At 74.4% G+C, this 18,060-nt stretch carries 18 protein-coding genes; 11 read left to right on the top strand and 7 right to left on the bottom strand.

From position 1 onward, the window contains the following. Nucleotides 1–5: 5 nt before the first annotated feature. Nucleotides 6–641 carry a GNAT family N-acetyltransferase gene (locus tag FBY24_RS06125; RefSeq protein WP_142158967.1) on the top strand — a complete coding sequence of 212 codons (636 nt, stop codon included), beginning with the start codon at nucleotides 6–8 and terminating at the stop codon, nucleotides 639–641. Nucleotides 642–651: 10 nt separating this feature from the next. Here FBY24_RS06125 and FBY24_RS06120 read toward each other — a convergent pair whose 3' ends face one another. The 6 genes from FBY24_RS06120 to FBY24_RS18940 all read right to left on the bottom strand — a co-directional run bounded on the left by FBY24_RS06120 (nucleotide 652) and on the right by FBY24_RS18940 (nucleotide 8,104). Further along, the gene (locus FBY24_RS06120; RefSeq protein ID WP_142158965.1) at nucleotides 652–2,211 is read right to left on the bottom strand and encodes an XRE family transcriptional regulator; all 1,560 of its coding nucleotides are present in this window, start codon (nucleotides 2,209–2,211) and stop codon (nucleotides 652–654) included. A gap of 168 nt (nucleotides 2,212–2,379) precedes the next feature. Continuing rightward, nucleotides 2,380–2,790, bottom strand: a complete 411-nt coding sequence (locus FBY24_RS06115; RefSeq protein WP_142158963.1) for a TIGR03618 family F420-dependent PPOX class oxidoreductase — start codon at nucleotides 2,788–2,790, stop codon at nucleotides 2,380–2,382. Nucleotides 2,791–2,857: 67 nt separating this feature from the next. Then, nucleotides 2,858–3,679: an energy-coupling factor transporter transmembrane protein EcfT gene (locus FBY24_RS06110; RefSeq protein ID WP_222117212.1), complete on the bottom strand. Its 822-nt coding sequence runs from the start codon at nucleotides 3,677–3,679 to the stop codon at nucleotides 2,858–2,860. Next, the gene (locus tag FBY24_RS06105) at nucleotides 3,676–5,421 is read right to left on the bottom strand and encodes an ABC transporter ATP-binding protein (RefSeq protein ID WP_142158961.1); all 1,746 of its coding nucleotides are present in this window, start codon (nucleotides 5,419–5,421) and stop codon (nucleotides 3,676–3,678) included. The genes FBY24_RS06110 and FBY24_RS06105 overlap by 4 nt, the downstream gene beginning before the upstream one ends. Next, complete coding sequence (locus tag FBY24_RS06100) at nucleotides 5,418–6,404, bottom strand: cell division protein FtsQ (RefSeq protein ID WP_255432257.1); 987 nt, start codon at nucleotides 6,402–6,404, stop codon at nucleotides 5,418–5,420. Before FBY24_RS06100 ends, FBY24_RS06105 begins: the two co-directional genes overlap by 4 nt. 56 nt (nucleotides 6,405–6,460) lie before the next feature. Continuing rightward, complete coding sequence (locus FBY24_RS18940) at nucleotides 6,461–8,104, bottom strand: HAD-IA family hydrolase (protein ID WP_160158446.1); 1,644 nt, start codon at nucleotides 8,102–8,104, stop codon at nucleotides 6,461–6,463. 236 nt (nucleotides 8,105–8,340) lie between these two features. On the opposite strand from FBY24_RS18940, the gene FBY24_RS06090 reads away from it, so the two are divergent. The 9 genes from FBY24_RS06090 (at nucleotide 8,341) to FBY24_RS06055 (ending at nucleotide 15,699) form a co-directional block, all read left to right on the top strand. Further along, nucleotides 8,341–9,426, top strand: a complete 1,086-nt coding sequence (locus tag FBY24_RS06090; RefSeq protein WP_222117211.1) for a LacI family DNA-binding transcriptional regulator — start codon at nucleotides 8,341–8,343, stop codon at nucleotides 9,424–9,426. Between the two features lie 171 nt (nucleotides 9,427–9,597). Further along, nucleotides 9,598–9,948, top strand: coding sequence for a hypothetical protein (locus FBY24_RS06085; RefSeq protein WP_142158959.1), 351 nt, complete (start codon nucleotides 9,598–9,600; stop codon nucleotides 9,946–9,948). 209 nt (nucleotides 9,949–10,157) lie between these two features. Then, the gene (locus FBY24_RS18935; RefSeq protein WP_160158445.1) at nucleotides 10,158–10,526 is read left to right on the top strand and encodes a hypothetical protein; all 369 of its coding nucleotides are present in this window, start codon (nucleotides 10,158–10,160) and stop codon (nucleotides 10,524–10,526) included. 236 nt (nucleotides 10,527–10,762) lie between these two features. After that, nucleotides 10,763–11,599, top strand: a complete 837-nt coding sequence (locus FBY24_RS06080; RefSeq protein ID WP_160158444.1) for a peptidoglycan-binding protein — start codon at nucleotides 10,763–10,765, stop codon at nucleotides 11,597–11,599. Next, on the top strand, nucleotides 11,596–12,264 hold the full coding sequence (locus FBY24_RS06075; protein WP_142158955.1) for an ABC transporter ATP-binding protein: 669 nt from the start codon (nucleotides 11,596–11,598) through the stop codon (nucleotides 12,262–12,264). The genes FBY24_RS06080 and FBY24_RS06075 overlap by 4 nt, the downstream gene beginning before the upstream one ends. 35 nt (nucleotides 12,265–12,299) lie before the next feature. Next, on the top strand, nucleotides 12,300–13,349 hold the full coding sequence (locus FBY24_RS06070) for an ABC transporter permease (RefSeq protein ID WP_142158953.1): 1,050 nt from the start codon (nucleotides 12,300–12,302) through the stop codon (nucleotides 13,347–13,349). A gap of 78 nt (nucleotides 13,350–13,427) precedes the next feature. Continuing rightward, nucleotides 13,428–13,883, top strand: a complete 456-nt coding sequence (locus FBY24_RS06065) for a nitroreductase/quinone reductase family protein (RefSeq protein ID WP_142158951.1) — start codon at nucleotides 13,428–13,430, stop codon at nucleotides 13,881–13,883. 131 nt (nucleotides 13,884–14,014) lie between these two features. Beyond that, the gene (locus tag FBY24_RS06060; RefSeq protein ID WP_142158949.1) at nucleotides 14,015–15,253 is read left to right on the top strand and encodes an MFS transporter; all 1,239 of its coding nucleotides are present in this window, start codon (nucleotides 14,015–14,017) and stop codon (nucleotides 15,251–15,253) included. A 107-nt stretch (nucleotides 15,254–15,360) separates the two neighbouring features. Further along, entirely contained in the window at nucleotides 15,361–15,699 is a 339-nt protein-coding gene (locus FBY24_RS06055; protein ID WP_142158947.1) for a helix-turn-helix transcriptional regulator, read from the top strand. 42 nt (nucleotides 15,700–15,741) lie between these two features. Here the strand turns inward: FBY24_RS06055 and FBY24_RS06050 are convergent, their stop codons facing one another. After that, a complete protein-coding gene (locus FBY24_RS06050; RefSeq protein ID WP_142158945.1) occupies nucleotides 15,742–16,404 on the bottom strand; it encodes a hypothetical protein in 663 nt (220 codons plus the stop codon). Nucleotides 16,405–16,552: 148 nt separating this feature from the next. Here FBY24_RS06050 and aceA point away from each other — a divergent pair, with 148 nt between their 5' ends. Then, nucleotides 16,553–17,920: an isocitrate lyase gene (gene aceA / locus FBY24_RS06045; RefSeq protein WP_142158943.1), complete on the top strand. Its 1,368-nt coding sequence runs from the start codon at nucleotides 16,553–16,555 to the stop codon at nucleotides 17,918–17,920. Nucleotides 17,921–18,060 lie beyond the last annotated feature (140 nt).

Below are 18,060 nucleotides of genomic sequence, written 5' to 3'. Positions count from 1 at the left end.
CCGCGATGATCGTCGTGACACCCGCCGCCCCCGCCGACATCCCCGCTGCCGCCGCCGTGCTGGCGGAGGCCTTCGAGCACGACCCGGCGCTGGCCCCCGTGGTCGGCGGCCCCGACGGCCCGACGCGGCGCGAGCGCGTGCGCCGGATGTTCACCGGTCTCATGCGCTCGGGCCCTGCCCGGGCCGGCACGGTCGACGTCGCCCGCCGCGCCGGGTCCGCGCAGATCCTCGGCGTGGCGGTGTGGGAGGAGCCCGGTGCCACGACCGGGCTGCTCGCCCACCTCGCGCAGCTGCCCACCTTCTGGCGCGTGGACGGCCTGGCGGGCCTGCGGCGGCAGGCGGCCGCCAAGCGCGCGCTCGAGGCCCACCGCCCCCGCCAGCCGCACTGGTACCTGCAGGAGATCGGCGTCGGTGCCGACGCCCGGGGCCTGGGGGTCGGCACGGCGCTGCTCGCCGCGCGCCTGGCCACCGCCGACGCCGAGGACGCGCCCGCCTACCTGGAGTCCTCCACGCCCCGCAACCGGCGCCTGTACGGCCGGCACGGCTTCCTCGAGGTCGCCCCGGTGCGCGGGATGCCGGGCGCGGCGCCGATGGCGATGTGGCGGCCGGCGCCGTCCGGGCGGGTCGCGCCCCGGGCGTGACCGGCGGGCCTCACGGTGCGTGCCGGTCGAGGAACTCGTAGACCTCGGTGGTGTCGACGCCGGGGAACACCCCGACCGGCAGCGCCGCGAGCAGGCTGGCGTGCGGGCGGGCCGCCGGGAACGAGCGGTCCGCCCACCGCTGCGCGAGCGGCTCCGGGGGACGGCGGCAGCACGTCGGGTCCGGGCAGCGGGACGCCGCGCGCGCCGCCGTCTCGCGCCCCTGGAACCACCGCACGTGCGCGAACGGCACGCCGACGCTCACCGAGAAGTGCCCCTGCGCCGACCCCTGCACGCGCGAGGTGCACCAGAAGGTGCCCGCGGTGGTGTCGGTGTACTGGTGGAACGGGCTGAGCCGGTCGTCGCGGGCGAACACCACCCGCGCGGTCCACTGCCGGCACACCGGCTGCCCCTCGATCGCGCCGAGCGGGTCGGACGGGAACACCACCCCGTCGTTCTCGTACGCCTTGTGCAGCGTGCCGCCCTCGTGGACCTTCATGAAGTGCACGGGCACGCCCAGGTGCCGGGTCGCGAGGTTGGTGAACCGGTGCGCCGCCGTCTCGTACGGCACGGCGAACGCGTCGCGCAGGTCCTCCACCGAGAGCCGCCGCTCGGCCTTCGCCTCCTGCAGCAGCGCCACCGCGGACGCCTCGGGCAGCATCAGCGCGGCCGCCAGGTAGTTGGCCTCGACGCGCTGCCGCAGGAAGTCGGCGTAGTCCCGCGGCTCGGTGTGGCCCAGCACGTGCGAGGCCAGCGCCTGGAGGAGGGGCGAGCGCGAGTCGTGCACACCCGGTTCGCCGTGCGGCAGGTAGATCCGGTGGTGGGCGAGGTCGGTGACGGTCCGGGTGGAGTGCGGCAGGTCGGCCACGTGGTGCAGCGTGAAGCCCAGGTGGGCGGCGATCTCCGCGGTCGCGCGCTGCGAGAGCGGTCCGCCGCGGTGCCCGACGGCCGCGAGCAGCGTGCGCGCGTGCTCCTCCAGGTCGGGGAAGTGGTTGTCCTGCGCGCGCATGCGGGCGCGCAGCTCGGTGTTCGCGCGGCGGGCCTCCTCCGGGGTGGCCGCGTGCTCGACGAGCAGGCGCTGCACCTGGTCGACGAGCGTCACCAGCGCGTCGAGCGCGTCCGTCGGCAGCGAGCGGCCCACCTTGACCGACGGCACTCCCAGCCCGGCGAGCAGGGGTCCGCGCTGCGCGCGCTCCAGCGCGACCTCCAGGGCCGCCCGCCGGGTCGGGGGCTCGGGGCGCAGCAGCTCGCGCAGCGGGACGTCCAGCGCCTCGGCCACCGCGGTGAGCTGGGACGCGCGCGGCTCGCGGTGCCCGTTCTCGAGCATCGAGACCTGCGACGGCGCCCGGCCGATCGCGCGCCCGAGGTCCTCCAGCGTCATGCCGCGCGCGGTGCGCAGGTGCCGGATGCGCCGCCCGAGCACGAGCGTGTCGGGAGGGCCGTCGTGCTGCCCGGCGGCACCCCCGCCGGTGGCCCGGGCGTCGGCGACGGCCCGCGCGCCGGGGCGCGGCGGGACCCCGGCGACCCGCGGCAGGGGTCGGGAGGTGCCGGGTCGGTACGCCGTCGTCGCCATGTGACCACCGTCACATGGGCGCTCGTGCGTGGTCCAGACACCGTCCCCGAGAAGGATCGGCGTTCTTGCGCCCGTCGGCGCCGCAGCGGCCGGCAGGCGGCGAGGACGCGGACCGTGCGTGCGAAGGACCCCGCTTCTTGACGATGCGCGACGCTGCGGCCCGCGGCGTCAGTCCGCCTGCGCGGCGCCCCAGCCGTGCCACCGGTCGACCTCGACCAGCACGCTGACACGGGCGCGGTCCCGCACCCGGTAGGGGCTGCCCGTGTAGTGCCGCGCAAGCCGGTCGATGTCCACCAGGTCGACGTCGTCGTGGATGTCCACGACCCGCCCCTGAACGCTCACGTGGGTGTACCAGTCGTCGCCGGCCAGCGCGGTGAGGGCCACGTGCGGGTTCGCGCGCAGGTGCTTGAGGCGGGCGCGGCCGGCGTCGAGGTTGAGCAGCACGCGGCCGTCGTCCTCGAGCAGGTACCAGGTCGCCACGGTGACCGGGGCGCCGTCGGGCCGGACGGTCGCCATCACGGCGTGGTTCGGGCGGGCCAGCAGCGCAGCGACGTCGTCGGGCAGCGGAGCCTGGGGCACGGGCGGGTCCTCTCGTCGGCGGTCGGGCCCGCGGGGTGCGGGTCCGACCATCATGACCGCGCCCGCGTCACCGGAACAGCGGCCACTGCGCCCCGGCCCAGAACGCCACCGTGACGGCGCCCGCGGTCACGGCGATCACCGCCACGTCGTACCCCGTGACCTGCAGGTGGCCGACCCGCAGCCGCCGCCCGCGCCCGTCGGTGACGGCCGAGGTGAACCCGCGCGTCTCGAGCGCCTCGACGGTCGTCCGCACCGACTGCGCGGTGTTGAGGAACACCGGGTAGAACGCCAGCACCACGAGCCGCACCAGCCGCACGACCGAGCGCCAGGCGAGGAACCCCGGCGCGGGCGCGGGCGTGCGCAGCCGGTAGCTCTCGACGACGTCGCTGAACTCGTCGACGAGCAGCGGCAGCATCCGGTACCCGTAGCTGACGCCGAACGCGAGCATCGTCGGCGCGCGCATCGCCAGCAGCGCGTCGGAGAGCTTCTCCGGGTCGAGCGAGACGAACGCGGCCATGCTCGCCAGCGACACCGTGCCCAGCTTGAGCGTCAGCTCGACCAGCGCGAGCACGGTCTGCGTGTCACCGCCGAACAGCCACGCGGCCCCCGCGATGTACGCGAGCTCGAGCACCAGGCCGATGCCGAACAGCCCCAGCACCAGCGGCCCGACGCGCGCGAGCAGCACGCTCACCGCCCCGACCGCGAACAGCGCGCCGAGCACCGTGAGGTTGTGCGTGAACCACGGGGCCAGCGCCAGCAGCACGTACCAGGCCAGCACGGCCCGCGGGTCCATGGCTGCGAGCACGCCCCCGCGGGTGGCGTAGGCGGTGCGCACCAGCTCCAGGCGCACCCACTCCAGCGACAGGACGTCGCGGTGCTGCCGGCTCACCGGGCCACCGCCCCGACCGCGTCCGTGCGGCGGGCCGCCACCGCGGCGACCAGCCCGTCGACGTCCAGCGGCACCGGGTCCAGCCCCAGCGCCAGGCCGAGCTGCGTGACCTGCGGCGGCACCAGGTGCGCGCGCGCCAGCAGGTCGGGCCGGGCGAACAGGTCCGCCGGCGGCAGGTCCGCCAGCACGTCGCCGCCCTCCAGCACGACGACGCGCGACGCCCACTCCGCGACGAGCTGCATGTCGTGCGTCGCGACCACCGTGCACGCGATCGTGCCGGCCAGGTCCGCGAGCAGCGCCGTGACGGCGTCCCGGCTCGTCACGTCGAGGCTCGCGGTCGGCTCGTCGAGCAGCAGCAGGCGCGGGCGCATCGCCAGGCCCACGGCCAGCGTGGCGCGCCGCTGCTGCCCGCCCGAGAGGGTCCGCCCGTCGCGGTCCGCGAGGTCCGTCAGGTCCACGCGCGCCAGCACCCGCTCGGTCAGCTCGTCGGTGTCGGCCCGCCCCCGCCCGCGCGGGAACAGCGCCACGTCCTCGCGCACGCTGGGCGTCAAGAGCATGCGGCGCGGGTCCTGGTACAGGTACGACGCGAGGTCCGCCAGGCGCGGTGCGGGCGCCGACCGGGTGTCGACGCCGTCGAGCTCGACCGTGCCCTCGCGCGGCACGTCGATGCCCGCGAGCATGCGCAGCAGCGTCGTCTTGCCCGCGCCGTTGGCGCCGACCAGCGCGACACGCTCGCCCGTGTGCAGGTCCAGGTCCAGGCCCGGCAGCACGACGTGCAGGTCGCCGTGCACGGTGCGGCGCGCGTGCCGCACACCCACGGCCCGTGCCACGACCTCCCGCCCGGGAGCCCGCGCGGCGCCGCCGTCCGTCGGGGACGTGGTCGCCGAGCCGTCGCCGGCGGGCGCGGGCGCCCCGGCCAGCAGCGGCCGGAGCAGGGCCGCGGCCCGCTCGACCGTCCGCGGCGCCGCGTCCACGCCGAGGCCCTGCACGGCCCGCACCACCTGCGGCGCGGGGATCCCGTGGTCCGCGAGCTCGCCCGTGCGGGCCATCGCCTCGTCCACCGGCAGGTGCCAGCGCGGCGTCCCGTCGGCCATCAGCACCACCGACCGCGCGAACCGTGCGACGAACTCCACGTGGTGCTCGATCGTCACCACCGTCAGCCCGAGCTCGCGGTTGAGCACGAGCAGCCGCTCGTACACGTCCTCCGCCCGCGCCGGGTCCAGCTCGGCCACGGGCTCGTCGACGACGACCACGGACGGCCGCATCGCCAGCACCGACGCCAGCGCCGCCAGGTGCGCCTGCCCGCCGGACAGCTGCCACACGAACCGGTCCGCCAGGTCCGTGATCCGCAGCATCTCCATGGCCTCCGCCGCACGCCGGCGGTAGTCGGCCATGCCGCGGTTCACCGGCCCGAACTCCAGCTCGTCGCGCACCGTGGGCCGCACGAGCTGGTGCTGGAAGTCCTGGTAGACGTACCCGACGCGCTCCGAGAGCACCGCGACCGACGAGTCCCACGTGTCGATGCCGTCCACCCGCGCGACCCCGGCGAACTCCCCGGCCCAGTAGTGCGGCACCAGCCCGTTGAACGTCTTGCACAGCGTGGTCTTGCCCGACCCGTTGCCGCCGACCACCGCGAGCACGTCCCCGCGCTCGACCGTCAGGTCCACGTCGCGCAGCGAGTCGCGCGCGGCGCCGGGGTACCGGAAGCTCACGGCCTCCAGCGCGATGACGGGGTCGCTCACCGCGCGTCCCGCGCAGCGTCGTCGGCACGGTCGGCGCCGTCCCGCCGTGCCGCGTCCCGGGCCTGCCCGCGGCGGGCCACGAGGAACGTCGCCCCGCCGACCACCACGAGCGCCGCGACCGACACCCACAGGAACCCGTCGCCGTACGTCCCGACGAAGTCCGGCTCGAACGCGCCGACGGACATGTCCCACGCCTCGAGGAACGCGAACACGAACGACGCGACCGACAGCAGCAGCGCCACCACCACGAACCACGCGCTGCGCGGCGCCGTGCCCTGCACCGGCTCGCCCGGCACGCGCGGGCGCAGCCCCAGCATCGGCTCGATCCGCCCGTGCAGCGCCGGGATCAGCCACATCGCGGGGATCGCACCGAACAGGATGCCCGACAGGATCACGTCGACCCCGAGCCCGATGCCCTCGAGCAGCAGGATCGACTGCGGCAGACCCTCGACGAGCTCCGCGTCCTCCACGCCGACCCACACCTTCGACAGGTCCACCAGCGCCGAGAGCACCTTGTCGATCACCACGACCGTCAGCGCCCCGAGCCAGATCTGCCCCCGGCTGCGCGGGTTGCGGATCAGCGACCCCGCCACGTACAGCGCGAGGAACATCTGCAGGAAGCCCTCGATCTCCGACAGCCCCGAGAAGTCGCCCATGAGCAGGTCGGTGAACACGATCTCGCCGAGCGGGGCGCCGAGCGCCGCCCAGAACGGGCTGAACAGCGCCACCATCGTCAGCGGCACGAAGACGAAGTACGCCACCGAGACGTCCACCGGCCCCAGCGACACGTCGGGGACCACCTCGAGCAGGATGTTCGACAGCCCGAACAGGGACATCGACAGCACGAACACCATGAGCTTCTGCGGCGGCGCGAGCTCGCGCAGGCCGCCGGGCCCGGTGCCGCGCAGGGCGCCGCGGCGCGCGGCCGTGCGCTCGGTCGTGCTGTCGTCGGGGACGGCGGGGGAGCCGGTGTGCAGGGACATCGTGGCCTCCGGTCGGGGGACGGCTCGGGCGTGCAGGGACGGTGGGTCAGGACGGGTCAGGCGGGCACGGGTGCGCCGGTGTGCGCGCGCAGCAGGGCGAGCAGGCCCGACGCGTCGTCGACGACGTCGGTGGCCAGCCCGCGGGCGAGGGCGGCGTCGAGCTCGACGTCCGGGGTCGACCCGCCGCGCACCAGCACGCGCCGCGCGACCCCGCAGGCCCGCGCGGCCACCGCGTCGTTCTCGGGCTTGTCACCCAGGAACCACGACGCGGCCGGGTCGGCGTCCGCGACGGCCAGGGCCTCCGCGACGAGCCGGTGGTCGGGCTTGCGGTGCCCGTTCTCGTCGGAGCACACCGACGCCCCGACCAGGTCGGTCAGCCCGTGGGCCGCGCACTCCGCGCGCACCGCCCGCCCGCTGACGGTGTTGGAGACGACGACCACGGGCATGCCGCGCTCGCGGGCGTGCTCGAGGAGGGCGCGCACGCCCGGGCGCAGCGCACGGCGGCTCTTGGCGCGCCCGAACCGGTACGTCAGGTCGTGCGCCTCGGCGCGCAGCACCGCGCGGCGCCGGTCGTCGAGCGCGGCACCCACCACGTCGACCCAGAACGTCACCGCGTCGACCTCGCGCAGCGGCGCGCCGTCGAGGGCCGCCCCGTGACGCTCGCGCTTGAGCGCCGCGTACCGGGTGCGCCCGTCGGCGAGCAGGCGGGCGACGTCCAGACCGTCGGCGTGCGCGCCGAGCAGCCGGCGCAGGTGGTCGACGAACGCGTCGAGGGCCACGGGGTCGGGCACGGACGTGGAGATGACACCGCCGTGGTCGATGAGCAGGGCGCCGCGGGTCGGGCGGGATGGCGCCGCGACGGCCGGGGCGGGGGCGTCCGTCGCGAGGGCCCGCTCGAGCAGGTCCGCGACACCCTCCGGGGTGTCGACCACGGCGTCGGGCACCGCGTCGACCGCGAACGGCGGGCTGTCGGTGTGGTGGCTGCGCGTCACGAGGGTCGCGCCGACGCCCGCGCGCCGGCCGGCCACGACGTCCCGGTCGAGGGTGTCGCCCACGTACCAGCACGCGTCGAGCGGCACCCCGAGCGCCTGCGCGGCCAGCGCCAGGGTGCGCGGGTCGGGCTTGCGCATGCCGACCTCGTCCGAGTACACCTGCACGCCCACGTGCCGGTCGAGCCCGTGCGCGGCCATGAGGCGGCGGTGGCTGAGGCCCGAGTGGGCGTTGGAGACGATGCCGACGCGCACGCCGTGCGCCGCAGCCAGGTCGAGCAGCCGGGTCACGCCCGGGCGCACCCGGTGCGTCGACAGGCGGCTGGTCAGCAGGTCCAGCACGTGGTCGGCCTCCGCCACGAGCACCGCGCGCGCGGCGGGCGGCAGGTCCGCGGCGACGAAGTCCCCGACGACCTCGCGGTGGTCCATCTCCCGCGGGGCGAGGCGACGGCTCGACGCGTGCTTCCAGTGCTTGAGCGCCGTCAGCGCGGCGTCGAGCGAGGTCCGTACCCGCACCGGGTCGACCTGCTGCCCCGCACGCGCCAGCAGCGCCACGAGCTCCGCCGCGACGTCGTCACGCCCGCCGGGCACCTTCGACGTCTCGAACACCACGCCGCCGAAGTCGAGCAGCAGGGCGCGCGGCGCGACGTCCAGCGCGCTGCCGGGCGCGGCCGGCGCCGTCGTCGGGCGGGTCGTGGGCGTCGTCGTCACGGGTGGTCCTTCGCGTCGGTTCCGCGCGGGGCCAGGTGGCCCCGCCGGTCGACGACGACGCTAGGGAGGGTGCACGGCCGCGGGGCGACGGTCGGACGAACGACCGTGGAACGCTCCAGGACGCGACGCTGGAGCGTTCCATCACCCGTTCGTGTTGGCCGGGCCGTCACCCGGACGACGGACCCTGGTCACCGTCCCGACGTTCTCCCGGTCCTCGGGCCGGATACCACTGACCTGTGCCGCGCACCGCCACCCACCGACCGACGATCGTCGACGTCGCGCTGACCGCCGGCGTCTCCAAGTCGGCGGTCTCGCTCGCGCTGCGCGGCGACCCGGGCGTCAGCGACGCGACCCGACGGCGCGTGCTCGAGGCGGCCGAGGAGATCGGCTACCGCTCCAACTCGTGGGCGCGCAGCCTCGCGCGCGGGCGCAGCGGCCTGCTCGGCGTCGTCCTGACCGACCTGCACTCCGCCTTCCACACCGACGTCGCCCACGGCGTCGAGGACGCCGCCGACGAGCACGGCCTCGGCGTGCTGCTCGGCCACGGCCGCCGCGACGCCCGCACCCTCGCCGCCCGCGTCGACGCGATGCTCGGCCTCGGCGTCGACGGCCTCGTCCTGGTCACCGGCCTGCTCGACCACGACCAGCTCGCCGACCTGGGTCGCCGCGTGCCGACCGTCGTGGTCGGCCGCCCCGACGCCGTGCCCGAGGAGGTCGGTGCCGTGCACGGCGACGACGCCGCCGGCACCCGCGCCGCCCTGGAGCACCTGGTCGCGCTCGGCCACCGCCGCGTCGCGCACCTGACGTCCGCGTCGAGCGCCGCCGCCCGCGCCCGCGCCGAGGCGTTCACCGCGACGATGCGCGCCTTCGGTCTGGAGGACCGCGCGCAGGTCGTCGTCGCCGACCCCGCGACCGCCGACCCCTGGACCGTCCGCACCCCCCGCTCGTCGCCCCCGCCCGCCGCCGAGCGCACCCCGGTGCCGGACGCGCTCGCGGACCTCGTCGCGCGCATCCGCTCCGCCGGTCCCGACGCCCCCACGGCCGTGTTCGCCGCCACCGACCGGCACGCCACGGCCCTGCTCGGCGCCGCCCTCGACGCGGGTGTGGCCGTCCCCGACCGCCTCAGCGTCGTCGGCTACGACAACACCGACCGCGCCGCCCAGGTCCGCCCCGCGCTGACCAGCGTCGACCAGCCCCGCCTGCCCATGGGGCGCCGCGCCGTCCAGATGCTCGACGCCCAGCTCCGCGGCGCGCAGCCGCGCCACGTCGTGGTCTCCCCGGGCCTGACCGTCCGCGCCTCGACGGCCCCGCCCACCACCTGATTCTGAGGGCGGGACGGTCGTTATTGCTTCGTTATCTGACTGCGCTCGCGCAGATGGGTGTGTCGCTATATTCAGGTCGGGCCCACGTCGGGCCCACGTCGGGCCCACGTCGGGCCCACGTCGGGCCCACGTCGGGCCGCCAATCTGAAGAACGAGGGGTGCTGGCGCTCGATGCAACTGCTTCGACCGGTTCTTTCCGCAACGATCGTGATCACCCTTGCTCTTGGGGTGAACATTGCTGGCATGAGTGCCGCGTCGGCGGCGACCTTGACAAAGGGTCAGCAGCTCTGTGCAGAGACGTATAGAGCGGGTGTGTCTTCCCGGGCCGCTTCAAGTGCTGCCTGGGGTTATGTTATCACTCACAACTACACCCCTGGAGGTGGTTCACCTCGCGCGGCGTTCTTCACGACGGCTCAGTCGGCTGTGCTGATGGAACGCTTCACCTGGACCACCGCCAAGAATTTCAGCAGCTACGGCGTGAAGGCCGAGGCGATCACCAGCGTCGTCGGTCATTGCGGGTGACGATGGCCAGACCGGTTGAAGGGCGGCGTGGGCTCGTGCGAGAGGTGTGGGCCGACCGGAGATTTCGGGTGACTGCTTGTGCTGTCGTCGGAGCCCTCTCGGTTCTCTCGGGATGCGCCTCCGGCGATCAACCGGAGGTAGCCCTCGCGACAGCTTCGAGTGGCCGTCCGGTGATGATCCAAGAATGTATGGCTGAGCGCGGTTGGGCGATGGATCTCGTCGGTTCTGGTGACGTTCTCGACATGGAAGAAGTTCCGGCCGAGCAGCAATCGGCTTTCCAGGCAGATTTTGACGAGTGTCTGGCGCGGAATCCGCTGGAGATTGTAAAGTCCCGGGAGAGTGCCGAAGCATTCTACGACGCGCTCGTCGCTACGTCTGACTGTGTCGCGGCGCTCGGGTACGACGTCGACGAGCCACCGAGCAGGGAGGCATCCGTCGAGTCGATGCTCAGCGGTTCGATCATCGATCCGCTGTGGTCGCCGTACGGCGCGCTCTTCACCGGTACGGGTATCGCGCGAGACGAGCTCGAGCGCGTGTACAGCGAATGCCCCGAGCCTCAGTGGGGAGTCACCGGTTGACAGCGCCGCGCCGGCGGGGGCTCGCCGCAGGGGGCGGGGTGATTGCCGCCCTCGTCGCGGCTGTCGCGGGCACCTGGGCCGGAGCCACACTCTTGGCCCCGGCTCCGGACGTCCTGGAGTCACCTCCGTTCGTCCTTGCGCGCGCCGATCCAGGCACTGTAGGTCAGGTGATCCGGCTCAACGCGTCCGCGACCTGGTCGGCGGCGCAGAGCGTGCGTGGGCACGCGGTCGGGACCGTGACCACGCGTGACCTCGCCGACGGCGACTGGGCCGACACCGGTGACCGGCTCTTCACCGTCGACATGCGGCCCGTCGTCGTCGCTGCCGGCCAGATCCCCATGTACCGCGACCTCGGCCGCGGCGACCAGGGGCCCGACGTCCGACAGCTCCAAGACCTCCTGATCGGCTCCGGGTACCTGATCGGCCCGGCCGACGGCGTCTTTGGTGGGGCGACCGAGCGAGCCGTGCGTGCGTGGCACGCAGGCCTCGGCATCGCAGCAGCCGGCGCCGACGGAGGCAAGGTCCTTCGTGGTGACGTCGTCGCCGTCGGCGCACTGCCCGCGCGGCTCGCCCTGGCGGAGGGCGTCGACGTCGGCCTCACGCTGGGTGGCGGCGAGGTGGTGGTCGAGGTGCTGCCCGCCGAGCCCCAGATGGAGATCGCCCTCACCGACGGTCAGCGCTCGACTGTCGTTGCCGGAACTGCCGTGGAGCTCGCCTTCGGTGACTCGCTCTGGCAAGCGCGTGTCGAGGAGGTCCAGACCGCGGGCGGTGAGGAGCCAGCGCGTGCCGTGCTCGCACCTGCCGACGGAGCATCGATCTGCGGAGACGAGTGCCCGTCGATCCCGGTGGACGGCACGACCCTCGTCCCGGCCGAGGTCATCGTGGTCCCTGAGGTCGAAGGGCTGGTCGTCCCGGCGGCCGCACTCGTCTCTGACGTGTCGGGCGTCCCCGGCGTCGTGCTCGACGACGGGACGTTCCAGCCCGTCACCGTGGTGGCCAGCGCACTCGGGAACGCCGTGGTCGAAGGGATCGAGGAGACGACGTCCGTACGTGTCCCAGGCAGGCTGCCGTGAGCCGGCCGGCGCGCACCGCGGGGCTCGTGGCTGAGGGAATCTGCTACACGTATCCCAACGGGACGCACGTGGTCGACGACTGGGACGCGCAGTTCCCGGCCGGCGCGGTCACTGCTGTCACCGGGCCTTCGGGGAGCGGAAAGTCCACGGTCCTCTACATCCTCGGGCTCATGCACCGTCAGACGAGGGGTGAGCTCTTCGTCGACGGGCAGAGCACGGCGGCGCTGGCAGACTCCGCGCGAGCTCGGCTACGGGCGCACCGCTTCGGGTTCGTCTTCCAGGATGCGGCACTGGATCCGTCACGCACGGTCATCGACAACGTGGTCGAAGCCGCGCTCTACCGCCGGGAGTCGCGTGCTCGCGCCGTGGCTCGAGCGACCGACCTGCTCGATGACCTCGGCGTCGGTCTGCGCGCGTCACACAGGCCGGGGCAGATCTCCGGGGGGCAGGCGCAGCGCATCGCACTCTGCCGTGCGCTGCTGTGGTCCCCCGCGTTCGTCATGGCGGACGAGCCGACCGGCAACCTCGACCCCACGACCCGGGATCTGGTGGTCGAGGTGCTGCGTGAACGCGCACGCCTCGGCGCGTGCGTCGTCGTCGCGACTCACGACCCCGGCGTGGTCGGAGCCTGCGACCAGCAGGTGGCCCTCGGGGCCCCGCTGTGAGCCGTGCCCTCCACGTGCCCGGGCGCGCACGGGCGATGCTGCGGGAGGCTGTCGCGAGCGCGGTCGGCCAGCCTGTGCCGAGCCTGCTGACGGTTGCCATGGTCGCCGGCATGTGCGCGGCGGCGCTGCTCACGTCAGGTCAGACCGCGGCCGCCGAAGCCGCTGCGCTCGCGCGCATCGACGCCGTCGGCACCCGGTCGGTCGTCGTCCGGGCAGACGTGGATGCGGGCGTCACGTCTGCCGTGGTCGACCGCGTCCGGGCGCTGGAGGGAGTGGAGTCGGTCGTGGCCCTCGGGCCGATCGTCGACGCGCGCAACAGCAACGTGCCCGCGGGTCGCCCCGTCCCTGTCCGTGCGGTGTACGGCGACCTCGGGGACGTGCCGTCGGACGGTCTGGCGGCGGCGTCCGACCTCGCTGTGCAGGCACTCGGACTCGTCGACGGCTCGGGCAGCATCGTCACCACCGATGGCCGAGAGCTCGTCGTGGTCGCGGGTCTTGACGTACCCGACCACCTGCGCGAGATGGAGCCCTTGGTCGTCATCCCGGCCGCCAGCACTGGCCCGGTGGCCGTCCTGGTCGTCGTCGCCGACGAACCCCAGACGGTGGCGCCGCTGTCCGCGGCGGTCGTGGGTCTCGTCGCCGCGGACGACCCCAGCGCCGTCACCCTGGAGACCTCGGCGGAGCTGGCCGCCATCAGAGCGGCGGTGGGCGGCGAGCTCGTGACCTACGGGCGATCAGCCGTGCTCGGGATCCTGGCAGTTGCCGGTCTCCTGGTCGCGGCGAACCTGTTCGGGCTCGTCCAGCTGCGGCGCAAGGACTTCGGGCGTCGTCGCGCACTCGGTGCGTCGCGCGGGCAGATCGTGACGCTCCTGCTCACGCAGGTGGGCGTCCTCGCTGTCGCAGGTGCGGTGCTGGGGACGACGGCGGTGATCGTCCCGAGCATGGCCAGAGGCGCACCCGTCCCCGGGCTCGCCTTCGTCGTGGCAGTGGCTGTCGCTGCGGTGCTCACTGCTCTGCTCGCAGCGCTCGGCCCGGCAACGGTCGCCGCGAACCGGGACCCGCTCCACGAGATGCGTATCCCGTAGGTCTTGCCGCCGTCAGTGGCGATGCGAGTCCCGTGGTGCGCGCGTCGTAGGCTCGCCCGGACAGGACGGAGGCGACCCATGTCGTTCACCACCCCTCGCGGGTCGCGGGGCGGCACACCGCCGCGGGGCCCGGTCATCCGCTTCTTCAACCGGATCGTGTCCTGGCGCACGCGGCGTTCCGGCCGCCAGTCGTTCATGGGCATGGACGTGCTCGTCCTGCACACCGTCGGCCGGCGCAGCGGCGAGCCCCGTCAGACCCCGCTCGCGTGGTTCCCCGGCCCCGACGGCACGCGCCTCGTCGTCGCCTCGGCCGGCGGCTCGGCCGACCACCCGGCCTGGTACTACAACGTCGCCGCGCACCCCGACCAGGTCGAGGTCGAGATCGGCGGCGTGCGCACCCCCGTCACCGCCGACGAGCTGCACGGCGAGGAGCGCGCCGCCGCCTGGACGCAGATCGTCGCGACCACGGCCCAGTTCGGCCGCTACGAGCAGCGCACCGACCGCGAGATCCCGGTGGTCCGGCTGAGGGCCTAGCCCTCGACCGGTACGGACGCCGGGTCACCCGCCGAGCGCGCACGACCGACGAGCAGGCGACAAGCCGTTGACCACCCACCAACGCATCGTTAATCTGCGATTCGTCGATCTGTTGGTGAGAGGGGTGCCCGATGAACCAAGACGGTCAGGACGGACGAGGAGGCGCTCTCCCCGCTGGGCTCGTGGCGTTGGCGCTCGGAGGGTTCGGCATCGGGCTCACCGAGTTCGGGATCGTCGGGCTGCTGCCCGAGATCGCCAGGGACTTCGCCGTGACCGAGGCGGTGGCGGGTCACCTCGTCTCCGGCTACGCGCTGAGCGTGGCGGTCGGGGCGATCGCGCTGACCGCCGCCCTCGCCCGCGTCGAGCGCAAGCGGGTGCTCCTCGGGCTCGTCGTGCTCTTCATCGCCGGGAACCTCATCTCGGCGCTCGCCCCCACCTACGGGGTCATGCTCACCGGCCGGGTGGTCGCAGCGCTGTGCCACGGCGCGTTCTTTGGCGTCGGCGCTGTCGTCGCGTCGGAGATGGTCCCGGAGAACCGCAAGGCCGGCGCGATCTCGCTGATGTTCGCCGGGCTCACCGTCGCCAACGTGGTGGGCGTCCCCTTCGGCACCTTCGTCGGGCAGCAGCTCGGTTGGCGCGCGACCTTCTGGGCCATCACGGCGATCGGGGTCCTCACACTCGCGGGCATCCAGGTGCTCGTCCGCCGGACGCCCGCGCCGCCGTCGGCCGGCCTGCGATCGGAGCTGGGCGTGCTGCGCCGGCCCCAGGTCCTGCTCTCCGCGCTCGTGAGCGTCCTGACCTTCGGCGGCCTCGTCGGCGCGTACACCTACATCGCTTTCACGCTCACCGAGGTCAGCGGGTTCGCCGCCAGCGCCGTCCCGTGGCTGCTGCTCCTGTTCGGGGTCGGGACCTTCCTCGGCAACCTCGCTGGCGGCCGCGCCGCCGACCGCAACCTCGACGGCTCCCTGATCGGGATCATCGCCGCTCTCGTCGTCGTGCTCGGCGCGTTCGCGCTCACCGCGTCCGTGGCGTGGGTCGCGGTCGTGGCGATGTTCCTGCTCGGCGCGGTCGGCTTCGCCACGGCACCCGGCCTGCAGCTGCGGATCATGCAGTTCGCCGGTGACGCCCCCACGGTGGCCTCGGGCACCAACATCGCCGCTCTCAACGTCGGCAACGCCGTCGGTGCGTGGCTCGGCGGTCTCACGATCGCCGCCGGCCTCGGGTTCGTCTCGCCCTTGTGGGCGGGGGCCGGACTGGCTGCTGCGGCTCTGGTCGTCGTCGTCCCGGCCTCGTACCGGGCGCGGCGCGCCGACGCCCGTGCCGTGGCGGTGGTCGGTCCGTCGGTGCGCCCGCACGTGCCCGCCCCCTGACAGGTGTCCGTCGGCCTCGGGCCCCGGCCCGGGCCCGGCGCGTGCCGGTGGTACGTTCGGCAGGCATCGAGATTTTGCGATGAGTCGGACGACGGAGGTTGCCTGCCATGACCACGCGAGTCGACGACGACGTCGTCGCCCCCGAGGTGCTGGAGGCGTTCAAGGCGCTGAGCAACCCCGTCCGCCTGCGGATCCTGCACTGGCTCCGCGACCCGCGGGCCCACTTCCCGCAGGAGCGGGCCATCGCCGACCCCGACGAGGTCGGCGTCTGCGTCAGCCACATCACGGAGAAGGCGCAGCTCGCGCAGTCGACCGTGTCCGCGTACATGAGCACGCTCGAGTCCGCTGGCCTCGTCATCTCGACCCGCGTCGGCAAGTGGACCCACTACCGGCGCGACGAGGAGCGGATCCAGCAGTTCGTCGGCCTCCTGGGCCGCCAGCTCTAGCCGGCCGCGGAGGGGCGGTGCGGCCGTCGGGCCGACAGCCGTTCACCACGCACCGGCGGCGACGCGCACGTCCTCGTCCGGGTCGTTCTTGAGCAGCGCGCTGAGCTCATGGTCGCCCCGCCGGTGCGCCATCACGCCCCACCGCACGACCTTCGACCGGTCGCCCGCCAGCGCGAGCACCGTGCCGCGCGGGCAGGCGAGGTTCTGCGCGACCGCGAACCGGACCTCGGCGGCGCGGTCCCCGGCCAGCCCGGCGAGGAGGTCCGGGTCCGTGGTGTGCGCCGCGACCTGACGGCGGACGAGCTTCTCGGGGTCCGCCGCGAGCCGGCTGTGCACCGCCGGCTCGACGCAGACGGCTTGCTCGCGGACCCGCCGTTGCGCGTGCGCCACGACGGCGTCCACCAGCGCCGGGCTCAGGGAGTCGGCGAGCTGCCCGACGGCCTCCGCGACGTCGCCGCCGAGCTCCAGCGCCCGCGCCCGGACGGTGTCGCTCGCCGCCGGGTTCTGCGCCGCGTTCCACCGCACGTGGAAGTCGCGGTCGGTCAGCAGGCCCAGCAGCGTCGCGTCGGGCGTGCGGACGTTCGCTGCGAGCGCCTGACGGACCTGGCGGTCGGGGTCCGTGGCCAGCGCCGTGGCGACGACCGCGGTCAGGTCCGTGCCGGCAGCGGCCCGGCGTCGTTCGGCACGCGTCCCGGGGGAGGTCACGCCCGTCACCCTAGGCAGCCGCGGCCCGGAAGAGCGGCAGGGCTTGCCGCGGGCGGAAGACGGGCCGATCTTCCGGGCTGCGCGACGGTCCGGGCGGGTGCTGCGGGGTCCAGCGTGGGGGCTCCAGCCGACCCCACCGGAGGACGCGATGACCGCACCGACCGCCACCCCCACGTCCCTCGCCCCCACGGCGCCCGGCGCCGGCCGCGTCGTCGTCGACGTGCCCCGCGTGCTCCCGGGCGACCAGCGCGAGACCGCCGAGCAGATCGAGCACGCCTGGCGCACCGACCCCCGTTGGGCCGGGGTGCAGCGGCGGCACACCGGGCAGGACGTCGTCCGGCTCCGCGGCTCGGTCCGTGAGGACCCGACGCTCGCCCGCCGCGGGGCGCAGCGGCTGTGGGAGCTGCTGCACACCCGCACGCACGTGCCGGCGCTCGGCGCGCTCACCGGCAACCAGGCCGTGCAGCAGGTCAAGGCCGGGCTCGAGGCCATCTACCTGTCCGGGTGGCAGGTCGCCGCCGACGCGAACCTGTCCGGCCAGACGTACCCCGACCAGTCGCTCTACCCCGCCAACTCGGTGCCCGCCGTCGTCCGGCGCATCAACAACGCGCTGCTGCGCGCCGACCAGGTCGACGTCGCCGAGCACGGCACCCCCACCCGGGACTGGCTCGCCCCGATCGTGGCCGACGCCGAGGCCGGGTTCGGCGGGCCGCTCAACGCCTACGAGCTCATGCACGCGATGATCGCCGCCGGCGCCGCGGGCGTGCACTGGGAGGACCAGCTCGCCGCGGAGAAGAAGTGCGGGCACCTGGGCGGCAAGGTCCTCGTCCCGACGTCCCAGCACGTGCGGACCCTGTCCGCGGCGCGGCTCGCCGCCGACGTCGCGGGCGTCCCCACCCTCGTCGTCGCCCGCACCGACGCCCTCGGCGCCGACCTGCTCACCTCCGACGTCGACGAGCGGGACCACCCGTTCCTCACCGGCGAGCGGACCGCCGAGGGGTACCACCGGGTCACCCCCGGGCTCGACGCGGTGCTCGCCCGCCAGGACGCGTACGCCCCCTTCGCGGACCTGCTGTGGGTCGAGACGGCCACGCCGGACCTCGCGCTCGCGGTGGAGTTCGCCGAGCGGATCCACGAGCGGCACCCCGGCAAGCTGCTGGCGTACAACTGCTCGCCGTCGTTCCACTGGCGATCGCACCTGACGGACGCGCAGATCGCCCGCTTCCAGCGCGAGCTCGCGGGGCACGGGTACGCGTTCCAGTTCATCACCCTCGCGGGCTTCCACGCCCTCAACCACTCGATGTTCACCCTCGCCCGCGGCTACGCCGAGCGCGGCATGAGCGCGTACGTCGAGCTCCAGGACGCCGAGATCGCGTCCGAGGTCGACGGCTACACCGCGACGCGCCACCAGCGCGAGGTGGGCACCGGCTACTTCGACCAGGTCGCCACCGCGATCGACCCCGCGAGCACCACCCTCGCCCTCGCCGGCTCCACCGAGACCGCCCAGTTCCACTGATCCACCCCACCACCCACCCCACCCCATCCCGCCCCACCCATCCCGCCGACCCCGTCATCGATGCCCCCGGACACCGCCGGACCACCACCGATCACGATCTCGCCACCCGCCGACTACCCACCCACCCCCGCCGACCCCGT

The organism is Cellulomonas sp. SLBN-39, from assembly GCF_006715865.1.
GTDB lineage: Bacteria > Actinomycetota > Actinomycetes > Actinomycetales > Cellulomonadaceae > Cellulomonas.
The sequence above is the reverse complement of the archived record's forward strand: the minus strand, read 5'-3'. Positions and strand labels throughout refer to the sequence as shown.